This is a genomic window from Frankia sp. Cppng1_Ct_nod, assembly GCF_920656135.1.
GTDB lineage: Bacteria > Actinomycetota > Actinomycetes > Frankiales > Frankiaceae > Protofrankia > Protofrankia meridionalis.
In genome coordinates, this window is the sequence record NZ_CAKKTK010000006.1 from 23,329 (window position 1) to 36,448 (window position 13,120).

The window sequence follows — 13,120 nt, forward strand, 5'->3', positions numbered from 1 at the left end:
TGCCATCCCGACCGGCGTCACCGCGGCGGACGCTGTGCCCCGGGAGCGCTTCGTGGTACACCCGGATGCGGACGAGACGGCACCCGGACGCAGGAGGACACGTTGACCAGCACCGCGGACGGCACCGGTCTGGATCCGGCCGGTCTGGACGAGACCAGCCTCGAGAAGGAACTCGAGCGGCTGCTGTCGGTCGACCGTTTCGATCCGCCGGCCGGTTTCGTCTCCCGTGGGTCCCACGAAGCCGACCACGAAGCCGACCACGAAGCCGACCACGAAGCCGACCACGAAGCCGACGTTGTCGAGGCGGCCGCCGACCCGGTGGCCTTCTGGGCGCAGAAGGCCCGTACCTTGCTGGACTGGGACACGCCTTTCGCAACCGTCCTGGATGACCGCAATCCGCCGTTCTACCGGTGGTTCACCGACGGTCGCCTCAACGTCTCGCGGAACTGCCTGGACCGGCATGTGACCGCCGGCCGGGGGGACAAGGTCGCATTCCACTGGGTCGGGGAGGAAGGGGAGCGGCGCGCGCTGACCTATTCCGACCTGCTGGCGCAGACGCAGCGCCTGGCGAACGGGCTGAAAGGCCTCGGGGTCGGCAAGGGCGACGTGGTCGGGATCTTCCTGCCGATGATTCCCGAGGTCGTGGTGGCGATGCTGGCCTGCGCCCGGATCGGCGCCGTGCACAACGTTGTCTTCGGGGGGTTCTCCCCGTCCGCGGTGATCGAGCGAATGGAAGTGTCCGACGCCAAGGTGCTGATCACCGTGGACGGGGCGCGCCGCAAGGGCCGGACGGTGGCGGTCAAGGAGGCGGTGGATGCCGAACTCGGTGGTTGCAAAGCCCTCGAGCACATCATCGTGGTCCGTTCGACCGGTACGCCCGCTCCGATGCTCGCGGGCCGTGACGTCTGGTATCACGAGCTGTGCGAGCAGGCTGATCCGGTGTGCCCGGCCGAGCCGATGGACGCCGAGCAGCCGCTGTTCATCCTCTACAGTTCCGGTTCCACGGCCAAGCCCAAGGGCATCCTGCACACCACGGGTGGTTATCTCACCGGGGCGACCTACACCCACCGCCTCGTGTTCGATCTCGACCCGTCCTCGGATGTCTACTGGTGCTCGGCGGACGTCGGCTGGATCACCGGGCACTCCTACATCGTCTACGGGCCGTTGTCCAACGGCGCGACCAGCGTGATGTTCGAAGGGGCTCCCGACTATCCCGACCGGGACATCTGGTGGAGGATCATCGAGGAGTTCAAGGTCACGATCTTCTATACGGCTCCGACCGCCATCCGTACCTGCATCAAATGGGGGCCGCGGTACCCGGCTCGTCACGACCTGTCCTCGCTGCGGTTGCTCGGCACGGTGGGCGAGCCGATCAATCCCAAGGCGTGGCTGTGGTATCACACGGTGATCGGCGGTAGTCGTTGCCCCATTGTCGACACCTGGTGGCAGACCGAGACCGGCGCGATCATGATCTCGCCGGTGCCGGGGGTGACGTCGACCAAGCCGGGTTCGGCGACGACTCCGCTGCCCGGCATCGCGCCGGCGTTGCTGTCCGAGGACGGCGAGCCGGTCACCGAGGGCACCGGCATCCTGGTCATCACCAGACCGTGGCCGTCCATGCTGCGGACCCTTTACCGGGACGACGACCGGTTCGTGCAGACCTACTTCTCCCGGTTCGGTCCGACGGTGTACGTCGTCGGGGACGCCGCCCGGCTGGATTCCGACGGCTATTTCTGGATCATCGGTCGGATTGACGATGTGATCAACGTGTCGGGGCATCGCCTGTCGACCGCCGAGGTCGAGTCGGCGATCGTCGCGCACGAGGCGGTAGCCGAAGCGGCGGTCGTCGCGCAGACGGACGAGCAGACCGGCCAGGCCATCGTCGCGTTCGTGACGCTGGCCGGGGACCGTGTCGGCGACGACGCCATGGTCGCAGACATCCGCGAGCATGTGGCCACGCGGATCGGCAAGCTTGCTCGTCCCAGGAGGGTGATCTGGGCCGAGGATCTCCCGAAGACGCGATCCGGGAAGATCATGAGGCGGCTGCTGCGGGACATTGCCGAGGGACGCGAGCTCGGGGACGTCACGACATTGCGGGACCCTGCCGTGATGGCGGTCCTGTCGGCCAAGGTCGCCACCGCTGCCTCGGACGACTAGAGCCGTTGGGGTAGCCGGAGGCTCCGAAGATCCGCGAAAGGACCGCCAGATGATCAAGAACTCCTGGTACCCCGGTGTTTTCCGTCCACCGGTGGTGTCTAGGCTCACAACTTCGTGAGAGCCCTTCGACGCTTCACCGTCCGTGCGCAGCTCCCCGAGCAGCTTTCCCCACTCGGTGAGCTTGTGCTGAACCTCCGCTGGTCGTGGCACCCGGAGACACTGGATCTTTTCGAGTCCGTCGATCCCGAGCTGTGGCGTGCCTGCAAGGGGGACCCGGTTCGGCTTCTCGGCGAGGTCGACCACGAGCGCCTTGAAAGCCTCGCCGGCGACCGACGCTTCGTGCGCCGCATCGGAGACGCCGCCGACGACCTGCAGGAATACCTGACCGCACCACGCTGGTACCAGTCGCTGGCCGATGCCCCGGAAGCGATCGCCTATTTCTCACCGGAGTTCGGCATCACCGAGGTGCTGCCGCAGTATTCCGGTGGCCTGGGCATTCTCGCGGGCGACCATCTCAAGACCGCCAGCGACCTGGGAGTGCCCATCGTCGGGGTGGGCCTGCTGTACCGGGCCGGCTACTTCGTCCAGTCGCTGTCCCGCGACGGCTGGCAGCAGGAGCGCTATCCCGGAATCGACCCACACGGGCTGCCGCTGACCCAGCTCACCGACGCCTCCGGCGCGCCCGTGAAGATCGCGGTCGGGCTCCCCGAAGGCCGTACCCTGCATGCGCAGATCTGGAAAGCGCAGGTCGGACGGGTCCCGCTGCTCCTGCTGGACTCCGACGTCGAGGACAACCAGCCGGCCGAGCGAGGCGTCACCGACCGCCTCTACGGCGGCGGTACCGACCACCGCCTGTTGCAGGAGATGTTGCTGGGCATCGGTGGGGTCCGGGCCTTGCGTGCTTACTCGGCGGTTTCCGGCGCCCCGGCGCCCGAGGTGTTCCACACGAACGAGGGCCACGCCGGATTCCTCGGCCTGGAGCGTATCCGGGAGCTGACCGAGACCGGTCTGAGCTTCGACGAGGCGTTGGAGGCGGCGCGGGCCGGGACCCTGTTCACCACACACACCCCTGTGCCTGCCGGGATCGACCGCTTTCCCCGGGACCTGGTGGCCCGCCACTTCGGCGAGGACAACGCCTGGCCCGGAGTGCCCGTCGACCGGGTGCTCCAGCTCGGGGCCGAGTCCGACCCGAACGTGTTCAACATGGCTCACATGGGCCTGCGCCTTGCCCAGCGGTCCAACGGGGTCAGCAAGCTGCACGGGATCGTCAGCCGCGCGATGTTCGCGGGCCTGTGGCCAGGGTTCGACCCGGCCGAGGTCGCGATTGGCTCGGTCACGAACGGTGTGCATGCGCCCACCTGGGTTTCCCGGGACGTGATCGAGCTGGCCGACCGGGAGCTCGGTCCCTCTCCGCTGAACGACGACGGCGAGGGGTTCGCGAAGATCGCCCGAGTGTCGGACGAGGCGGTCTGGGCGCTGCGCCGGGACCTGCGAGAACGCCTCGTGGCCGAGGTCCGTCGCCGGCTGCGGGTGTCCTGGTTGCAGCGTGGCGCCGCACCTGGCGAGTTGGACTGGGTCGACGGAGTGTTCGACCCGGGCATCCTGACGATCGGATTCGCCCGCCGGGTCCCCTCCTACAAGCGGCTCACCCTGATGCTGCGTGACCGGGAACGGCTCACCCGGCTGCTGCTGCACCCACAGCGGCCCGTCCAGATGGTCATCGCCGGCAAGGCGCACCCGGCCGACGACGGCGGAAAGCAGCTCGTCCAGCAGATCGTGCAGTTCTCCGACACTCCCGAGGTCCGGCATCGGATCGTTTTCCTTCCCGACTACGACATCGGGATGGCGCGTTTCCTGTACTCCGGGTCGGACGTGTGGCTGAACAATCCGCTGCGCCCGCTGGAGGCGTGCGGGACGTCGGGCATGAAGGCCGCGCTCAACGGCTGCCTCAACCTGTCCATCCGCGACGGATGGTGGGACGAGATGTTCGACGGGCAGAACGGCTGGGCGATCCCCACCGCGGACGGCGTGGAGGACCCGGACCGTCGCGACGACATCGAGTCGGCCTCGCTGTACGACCTGCTGGAGAACACGGTCGCCGCGCGTTTCTACGACGTCGCCGGCGCGGGCGCACCTCCGCGGCACTGGACGTCGATGGTCAAGCACACCCTGTCCACGCTCGGGCCTCAGGTGCTCGCCACCCGCATGGTGCGCGAGTACGTGGAGCGGTACTACATCCCCGCCGGTGCCTCGGCGCGGGTGGCCGCGGCCGACGGGCTGGTCGGCGCGCGGGACCTGGCGGCGTGGAAGACGCGGGTACGGGCGGCCTGGCCGGGCGTCCAGGTGATCAACGTCGACTCGGCCGGGCTCGGTGACACCCCGCAGGTCGGCCAGTCACTGGTGGTGCGGGCCACGGTCGAGCTCGGCGGGCTCGGCCTCGACGACGTGGACGTCCAGGCGTCCTACGGCCGCATCGACGAGGCCGACCGGCTGCTCGACCCCGCCAGCCTGTCGCTGGCCCATGTCGGCGACAGCGAAGGTGGTGGCCTGCGGTTCGAGGGCACCATCCCCATGCGGCGGACCGGGTCCTTCGGCTACACCGTCCGGGTGCTGCCCCGCCACCGGCTGCTTGCCTCACCGGCGGAGCTGGGGCTCGTGGCGAACCCGGGCTGAACACCGCGGGCTCATCTCTGAGGTGGGGGTCGGCACGGCTGTGCGCCGGCTCCCACCAGACAGAGCCCCCGGCCGAAGGCGGCGCGATCATGGGTTTTCGCGTCGCCGGAGGCTTCCGGCAGACCTAGGATTGGCTGTCGGGTGGGGGAGCGGAGGCGGGCGATGGGTTTCGAGGCATACCAGCTCCCGGAGGAGCACGAGGTTCTCCGCAAGACGGTCCGTTCACTGGCCGAGTCCGAGATCGCGCCACGTGCGGCTGAGATCGACGAGACAGGGGAGTTCCCCTGGGACGTCTATGCGACGATGAAGGCCGCGGAGTTGCACGCGGTGCACATCCCGGAGGCCTATGACGGGGTCGGTGCCGACGCCCTGGCCGGCGCGATCGTGGTCGAGGAGATCGCTCGGGTGTGCATGTCGTCCTCGCTGATTCCCGCCGCGAACAAGCTCGGGACGACCGGATTGCTGCTGTCGGGCTCGGAGGACCTCAAGCGCTGCTACCTTCCGCTCGTGGCGAGCGGGGAGGCGCTGTTCTCCTACGCCCTTTCCGAGCGGGAGGCCGGCAGCGACGCGGCCTCGATGCGGACCAGGGCGGTCCGCGACGGTGACGACTACGTGCTGAACGGCACCAAGTGCTGGATCACCGGTGCCGGGGTCTCCACCCACTACACGGTGATGGTGGTTACCAGCCCGGAGAAGTGCCCGAAGGGAATCTCGGCGTTCGTCGTCCATGCGGACGATCCCGGTTTCTCGGTCGGGACGAAGGAACGCAAACTCGGCATCAAGGGCTCACCGACCGCTGAGATCCATTTCGAGGACTGCCGCATCCCGGCCGAACGGATGATCGGTGAGCCCGACACGGGGTTCTCGACCGCATTGCGCACCCTCGACCACACCCGGCTCACCATCGGCGCGCAGGCGGTCGGTCTTGCCCAGGGTGCGCTGGACGCCTCGATCGGCTACGTGAAGGAACGCCGGCAGTTCGGCAGGCCGGTCTCGGAGTTCCAGGGCGTCCAGTTCATGCTGGCCGACATGGCCATGGCGGTGGAGGCCGCCCGCCAGATGGTGTACGTGGCGGCGGGCAAGGCCGAGCGTGGCGAGCGCGATCTGACCTTCTTCTCGTCATCGGCCAAGTGTCTCGCCAGTGACACGGCGATGAAGGTCACCACCGACGCCGTCCAGCTGTTCGGCGGCTACGGCTACACCAGGGACTTCCCGGTGGAGCGCATGATGCGGGACGCCAAGATCACCCAGATCTACGAGGGCACCAACCAGATCCAGCGGATGGTCATCGCCCGCCAGCTCCTGCGGTAGCGGTGCGCCTCGCGTCCGGTGTGTCCCGCGGAACCTGCCAAGTATCCAACAAACATGCTAATTTCAAGATCGATTAGTATGTTTGTTGGGTTCGGGTGATCGAATAATAACGTTAAGCGATGGACCTGTGTCGTCGGGGCATGAAGTATGCCAGTCTTGGACCATGTCGACGGACTTCCCGCCCGGTCTGACGTTGCGCCACCCGCAGGCTGCGGATCATCCTCGGGTGCTCGCGGTCATGGACGACTGGTGGGCCGGATTCCAGGGGAGGGCCGGGTCACTGCGGCGCGCGTCGCTGCTGCCCCGGCTGTTCTTCCAGCACTTCACCACGAGTGGTTATATCGTCGAAAATGACAATGGCCGGTTGATGGCCTTCCTCGTCGGATTCCTGTCCCAGACCGCTCCCGACGAGGCTTACATCCACTTCGTCGGGGTCGACCCGGCCCTGCGTCGCCATGGTGTCGCCGCTGCGCTGTACCAGCGGTTCTTCGAACTCGCCGAAGAGAACGGTCGGCATACGGTCCGCTGCATCACCAGCCCCGGCAACAGGACCTCACTGGCGTTCCACACCCGCATGGGATTTCAGATCGAGCCCGGCGACACCCTCGTCGACGGAGTGCCGGTGCAGCGTGACTACGACGGCCCCGGCCTGGACCACATCGTCTTCACGAAGCATCTCGACCGCGCCTGCGTGGGGGAGGCGGGTACGATTCCGGCCAGCCCGCCGCATGATTTCATCTGGTGACGCGGAGGAGGAGGACGGTGCGGCTGGTGATGCGCAGTTCGTCCCCGGCATGGACGATCCGCAACGGGGTGTCGAGGGTGCCGGGAAAACCGGCGAGGTCCTCGGCGGAGGTGTCGAGCAGCAACTCGTAGGCGGACGCCCACGGCTCACCCGGCAGGACGACGTCCGTCTCACCCGCGTCCGGATGCAGGATGACGAGGAAGCAGTCGCCGCTGACCGGGCCGCCGTCCGGCGCCTGCCAGGGAAACGTCCTCCCGGACAGGTGCGCGACGACCGTGTGGACCTGCGGCGAGTTCCAGTCGGCGTCCGACATGACCATGCCGTCCGGGCGGAACCAGGTGATGTCCGCGAGCGCGCCGATGCTGGACGGGCCGCCCTGGAAGAACTTCTGCCGGGACAGCGCCGGGGACACGCGTCGCAGTCGCACAAGACCGCTTACCAGCGGCAGCAGCATCGGATCGTCCCCGGCGGGGTCGGCCGCGGGCGCCGGGCCGTCGCCAGGGACGTCACCATCGGGTATGCCGTCGGTGATGTCGCCGGGCCAGCGTAGCCACGAGATCTCGTTGTCCTGGCAGTAGGCGTTGTTGTTGCCACCCTGCGAACGGCCGAACTCGTCCCCGGCGAGCAGCATCGGCACGCCCGCGGACAGCAGCAGCGTCGCGAGCAGGGCGCGGCGGGTACGGCGCCGGCAGGCCAGCACGTCCGGGTCGCCGCTCGGGCCTTCCACCCCGCAGTTCGTCGAGTTGTTGTGGGCCTCGCCGTCGCGGTTCCCCTCGCCGTTGGCCTCGTTGTGCTTGTCGGAGTAGGAGACGAGATCGGCGAGGGTGAAGCCGTCATGTGCGGTGACGAAGTTCACCGACGCCCATGGCCGTCGGCCCGAGTGCTGGTAGAGATCACTCGAGCCGGTGATCCGGTAACCGAGGTCGGCCACGCCGGACGCACCCCGCGTCCAGGTCGCGCGGATGGTGTCGCGATAGCGGCCGTTCCACTCCGCCCACGGCGCGGGGAAGGCTCCGACCTGGTAGCCGCCCCAGCCGACGTCCCACGGTTCGGCGATGAGTTTGACGGTCGACAGCAGCGGGTCGGCGTGGATGGCGGTCAGCAGCGGCGCGGCCGGGTCGAAACCGTCGGGGTTGCGCGCGAGCGCGGTCGCCAGGTCGAACCGGTACCCGTCCACGCCCATCTCGCTCACCCAGTAGCGCAACGAGTCCAGAATCAGCCTCACCACGTGTGGGGAGGAGGTGTTCAGCGTGTTGCCGCACCCGGTCATGTCCCGGTACCGGCGTGGGTCGCCGGGCTCCAGACGGTAGTAGGTGGCGTTGTCCAGCCCGCGCAGCGACAGCGTCGGGCCGCGTTCGCTGCCTTCGGCGGTGTGGTTGAACACCACATCGAGAATGATCTCGATGCCGGCCGTGTGCAGGGCGTGGGTCATCGCGCGGAACTCGGCGACCGGGTCGTCCGTGGCCGCATAGCCGGGATGCGGGGCGAAGAAACCCAGGGTGTTGTAACCCCAGTAGTTGACCAGGCCCCGCTGGGCCAGCATCGGTTCGGAGACGTGCGCGTGCACCGGCAGCAGTTCGACCGCGGTGACGCCGAGGGTGCGCAGATGGTCGATGACCGCCGGGTGCGCCAGGCCCGCGTAGGTGCCGCGCTGCGCGGGTGGGACGCTCGGGTGCGCCTTGGTGAAGCCCTTCACGTGCAGCTCGTAGACGACCGTCTCGGGCCAGGGGATGCCTGGCCGGTCACCGGTCGGGACCTGCCGGTTGTCGATCACGATGCCCTGCGGGACGAAAGGCGCGGAGTTGCGCCCGTCCGAGCCGGCCGAGTACGGGTCGGTCTCGTGGAAACCGGAGATCGCGGGATGGGGGACAAGGCCGCCGGTCAGCATCCGGGCATAGGGCTCGATGAGCAGCTTGGCCGGGTTGTAGCGCAGGCCGCGTTCGGGGGCGTACGGGCCGTGCGCCCGCAGCCCGTAGCGCTGGCCCGGTCCGACGCCCGGCAGGTAGCCGTGCCACACCCCGCCGTCGCGTTCGGGTAACCGGTAGCGGCTTTCGTTCCCCCGGGCGTCGAACAGGCAGATCTCGACCGCGTCCGCGTTCGGTGCGGCCACCGCGACGTTCACACCCGATCCGTCCCAGTGGACCCCGAGCGGTTCGGGCGACCCGGGCAGGGTGCGGTCGGACCGGTTGACGGTGTCACGAACCGAGATCGATGTCGTCACGTCCGTCACGGTAGCTGCCGAATGATGCCGCCGCTCGCGGATGGACATCCCACCGGCCGGCGAGCGGATGCCGGGAGCGTGGCGTGAGGTGGACGCCGGGAGGTGGACGCCGGGAGGCGGACGCCGGGAGGTCACAGGAAGTTACGGAAGGTAATGGCCACGTATCCGATGAAGATCGAGCGGTTAGGGCCTAAGGTGCGTCCAGGGTCCCGGCATGTGGCAACCCGCATGTGTGGGAACACGTGAGAGCTGACAGGGAGGTCGGTCGGTGGCGGTCGTGCACTTCGAGGTCGACAACGGTATTGGCACGATCAGGTTGGACCGGCCTCCGATGAACGCCATCAACAGCGAGCTGACCGGCGAGCTGCGCGCGGCGGCGGGTGAGGCGACCACCCGCGCGGACGTCCGGGCGGTCGTCATCTACGGTGGCCCGAAGGTGTTCGCGGCCGGAGCCGACATCAAGGAGATGGCTCCGATGGGCTACGCCGAGATCCTGGCGTGGGTCAGCGACCTCACCGCGACGTTCGAGCAGGTGGCCCGCATCCCCAAGCCCGTGGTGGCAGCGGTGACCGGGTACGCCCTCGGCGGTGGGCTGGAGCTTGCCCTGTGCGCGGACTTCCGCGTCTTCGGTGACAACGCCAAGGTGGGACTGCCCGAGATCCTGCTCGGGGTCATCCCGGGTGCGGGCGGGACGCAGCGGCTGCCGCGGTTGATCGGTGCGCCCAGGGCCAAGGATCTGATCTACACCGGCCGTCAGGTCCGGGCCCCCGAGGCGAAGGAGATCGGTCTCGCCGACCGGGTGGTAGCCCCCGACGACGTGTACACCGAGGCCGTCCGGCTGGCCGGCCGGTTCGTCGACGGGCCGGCGCTGGCACTGCGGGCCGCCAAGAGGGCGATCGACGACGGTCTCGACCTCGGGCTGTCCGAAGGGCAGCGGCTGGAGACCGCGTTGTTCGCCGGCCTGTTCGGGACGGAGGACAAGCGCATCGGCATGGATTCCTTTGTCGAACGCGGTCCGGGCAAGGCGGATTTCATCGGCCGTTGAAAGCCGTGGATGCAACCGTGGGTGCAGGTGAACCGGTCCCGCCGTCGGCGTCCGCCATCGCGGCGGCGTGGAACGACCCCAAACAGGCCAACATCCTGTACCACGACGCGGAAGCCGACTCCTACGACGACAAGTGGTCGATCTCGTTCGACGAACGCTGCATCGACTACGCCAGGGACAGGTTCGTCGCCATCGCGGGTACGGCCGGCTGGCCGTACCCGAGCGCCCTGGAAATCGGCGCCGGGACCGGGTTCTTCCTGCTCAACCTGGTACAGGCCGGGGTTGTCGCACGCGACGGCGCGCATGTCAGCGACATCAGCCCCGGGATGGTCGCCACGGCCACCCGTAACGCGGCGAACCTGGGCCTCACCGTGGACGGCCGGGTCGCGGACGCCGAGTCCGTCCCGTATCCGGATGCGAGCTTCGACCTGGTGGTGGGGCACGCCGTCCTGCATCACATCCCGGACGTGGAACGTGCGTTGCGGGAGGTGCTGCGGGTACTGCGACCGGGTGGACGGTTCGTGTTCGCCGGCGAGCCGACCAGGTACGGCGATGTGATCGCCCGCCGGCTGTCGCGGGCGACCTGGTGGGCGACGACCCGGGCGACCGGGTTGCCGATGCTGCGGGACTGGGCCCGGCCGGCGGACGACCTGGCGGCAAGCTCGGCCGCGCATGCCCTGGAGTCCGTCGTGGACCTGCACACCTTCGCGCCCGCGGAGCTGGCCGAGACGGCCCGGCGGGCGGGCGCGGCCGGCGTCGAGGTGCGCACCGAGGAGCTGACCGCGGCCTGGTTCGGCTGGCCGGTGCGTACGTTCGAATGCGCCGTGGCGGAGGCGAAGCTCGGTTTCCGCTACCGGATGGCGGTGTACCGGACGTGGCAGCGCCTGGCCGCCTTCGACGCCCGGTATGCCGCACGGGTGGTGCCCGCCGGGCTTTTCTACAATGCGCTCGTCACCGGCGTCCGACCGGCCGGTGTCGAACCAGTCGAAGTCCGGCCGGTCGGGAGCCGGCCGTGAGGCTTTTCCGCGGCCGGCGGAACCGGGATCCACGACAGGCTCGATTTCTCACGCTCTCGTCCGTACGGTGGATTTTCCGCCATCGCGCCTGGACGCCTTTCCATCTGCGCCGGTACTGGCGTTTCATGGTGTTCCGGCTGCGCAACCCTCAGGTGGTCACCCAGGGTTTCGTGTTTCTGGGAAAAGACGTGGTCATCGAGGCCCGGCCGGGTTACGGGCGGATCATCCTCGGCCGGTGGGTTCATTTCGGGGACGGCAACCAGATCCGTTGCCACGAGGGGAACCTGCGGATCGGTGACAAATGCGTCTTCGGTCGCAACAACACCGTCAACTGCTATCTCGACATCGAGATCGGTGCAAAGGCGCTGATCGCGGATGACGTGTATGTGATCGATTTCGACCACATATTCAGTGACATCCACGTCCCCATCAAGGACCAGGGCATCGTCAAGTCCCCGGTGCGGATCGGTCCGGACGTCTGGCTCGGGACCAAGGTCACGGTGCTGCGTGGTACCCACGTCGGCCCGGGGTCGGTGATCGCCGCGGGTGCCGTGGTGAACGCGGACATCGCGCCGATGTCGGTCGCGGTCGGCGTGCCCGCGCGGGTGGTGCGCGACCGCGTCGAGGACTACCGCGCCGCCGAGGCCAGGCGGGCCGCACTAGCCGACATCGCCCGCAAGACGACCGCGGCCGCGGCCCCGGTCATCGCGGCCCGCGGTAGTGCCGGGCGTCCCCGTTGACGGCGGTCCCTCTCGTGGGGCCGGTCGTCCGGAACGGGGTGGTTCGCCCGGTGTCGGGCAGCCGACCCAGGGACGTCCGACGGTTGGGCTTCCAGGCGCCGAGGCCGCGCTCTACCATGTCGCCTGACATCCCGCTTCGGTCGAGAATACGACCTTGGTGGATGCTTCGAGAGGTGGGGGATGACCCAAGCCGACGATGTGGTGAGCATCCGAAAGCTGTCGGTGGATTCCGTCGATAAAAGCCGACGAATTCGCCTGCCCGGACTCGATCCGGACGCCTTCCGGCACCCTCTTGACCGGCGGGCCACCCGTACGCTGCAGCGGGTTCCCGGTTTTGATCGCGCCGTGGCGAAATACATCGAATGGGGAGTGGAGCGCACCCAGTACGTGGAGAACACGGCGTCCGGCGTGAAGGTGGGGCCGCGTCAGCTCCCGGGGATCTATGCCGTCCTGCGCGAAGCGTGCGCGGTTCTTGACATTCCGGAACCTGAACTCTTCGTCCGGCACGGGCCGGTCGACGCCTATACGGCGGGACACAACCATCCGTATCTGGTGCTGTTCACCGGGCTCATCGACATCATGGACGACGACGAGCTGCTGGCCGTCGTCGGGCATGAACTCGGGCATATCAAGTGCGGGCATGTCCTCTACGGGACGATGGCCCGGATCGTCGGCGGCGCCATGGGGGTGGGCCTTGCCCGCAAGGCGAACGCCATCGTCGGCAACCTCGCGGCGTTCGGCCTCGGGGCCGGGCTTGCGGCCTGGTCGCGCAAGGCGGAGCTCACCGCCGACCGCGCGGCGATGCTCACCGTCCAGGACCCCGACCCGTGCGTCCGCATGATGATGAAGCTGGCGGGCGGGGCGACCCGCTGGCTGGACCAGATGAACCCGGACGCCTTCCTGGAACAGGCCCGGCTCCTCGACGACATGGCCGACGAGAGCATGCTGGCCCGGTTCCACCGCCTGCGGATCCGCGCCACCGGCTCCCACCCGCTCGCTGTCGAACGGGCCCGCTACTTCGACGAATGGCTGCATGAGGACGAACCGAGGAAGATCCTCGGGGGTACCTATGCGGTGCGGGCGGGCAGCCGCCGCTGCCTGGCGTGCGAGAAGTCGGCACGTCCGACCGAGCGGTTCTGCGGAGTCTGCGGCACCGGCCTCGCCGTCTGGACCACCACCGCCTGACCGGTCACCACCGCTCGCGCCGGCATG

The 13,120-nt window shown here is 68.5% G+C and carries 9 protein-coding genes; 8 read left to right on the plus strand and 1 reads right to left on the minus strand.

Going from position 1 to position 13,120, the window contains the following annotated elements; translation table 11 throughout:
• The first annotated feature begins 102 nt into the window (after window positions 1-102).
• The 4 genes from acs (at window position 103) to NBW77_RS03360 (ending at window position 6,886) form a co-directional block, all read left to right on the plus strand.
• Window positions 103-2,157 (plus strand): acetate--CoA ligase, encoded by a 2,055-nt coding sequence (gene acs, locus NBW77_RS03345; RefSeq protein WP_131748233.1) that lies wholly within the window; start codon window positions 103-105, stop codon window positions 2,155-2,157.
• A 114-nt stretch (window positions 2,158-2,271) separates the two neighbouring features.
• Window positions 2,272-4,830, plus strand: a complete 2,559-nt coding sequence (glgP, locus tag NBW77_RS03350; RefSeq protein WP_131748231.1) for an alpha-glucan family phosphorylase — start codon at window positions 2,272-2,274, stop codon at window positions 4,828-4,830.
• A 162-nt stretch (window positions 4,831-4,992) separates the two neighbouring features.
• Window positions 4,993-6,141: an acyl-CoA dehydrogenase family protein gene (locus NBW77_RS03355; protein WP_250279255.1), complete on the plus strand. Its 1,149-nt coding sequence runs from the start codon at window positions 4,993-4,995 to the stop codon at window positions 6,139-6,141.
• A 163-nt stretch (window positions 6,142-6,304) separates the two neighbouring features.
• Window positions 6,305-6,886, plus strand: coding sequence for a GNAT family N-acetyltransferase (locus tag NBW77_RS03360; RefSeq protein WP_250279256.1), 582 nt, complete (start codon window positions 6,305-6,307; stop codon window positions 6,884-6,886).
• Here NBW77_RS03360 and glgX read toward each other — a convergent pair.
• Window positions 6,876-9,155, minus strand: a complete 2,280-nt coding sequence (glgX, locus tag NBW77_RS03365; RefSeq protein WP_502799429.1) for a glycogen debranching protein GlgX — start codon at window positions 9,153-9,155, stop codon at window positions 6,876-6,878. The genes NBW77_RS03360 and glgX overlap by 11 nt on opposite strands.
• 220 nt (window positions 9,156-9,375) lie before the next feature.
• On the opposite strand from glgX, the gene NBW77_RS03370 reads away from it, so the two are divergent.
• The 4 genes from NBW77_RS03370 to NBW77_RS03385 all read left to right on the plus strand — a co-directional run bounded on the left by NBW77_RS03370 (window position 9,376) and on the right by NBW77_RS03385 (window position 13,093).
• Window positions 9,376-10,152 carry an enoyl-CoA hydratase/isomerase family protein gene (locus NBW77_RS03370; RefSeq protein WP_131748228.1) on the plus strand — a complete coding sequence of 259 codons (777 nt, stop codon included), beginning with the start codon at window positions 9,376-9,378 and terminating at the stop codon, window positions 10,150-10,152.
• A 17-nt stretch (window positions 10,153-10,169) separates the two neighbouring features.
• Window positions 10,170-11,168, plus strand: coding sequence for a class I SAM-dependent methyltransferase (locus NBW77_RS03375; protein ID WP_250279258.1), 999 nt, complete (start codon window positions 10,170-10,172; stop codon window positions 11,166-11,168).
• Window positions 11,165-11,908, plus strand: coding sequence for an acyltransferase (locus NBW77_RS03380; RefSeq protein ID WP_131748283.1), 744 nt, complete (start codon window positions 11,165-11,167; stop codon window positions 11,906-11,908). Before NBW77_RS03375 ends, NBW77_RS03380 begins: the two co-directional genes overlap by 4 nt.
• A 180-nt stretch (window positions 11,909-12,088) precedes the next feature.
• Entirely contained in the window at window positions 12,089-13,093 is a 1,005-nt protein-coding gene (locus NBW77_RS03385) for a M48 family metallopeptidase (RefSeq protein WP_131748226.1), read from the plus strand.
• Window positions 13,094-13,120: the final 27 nt, after the last annotated feature.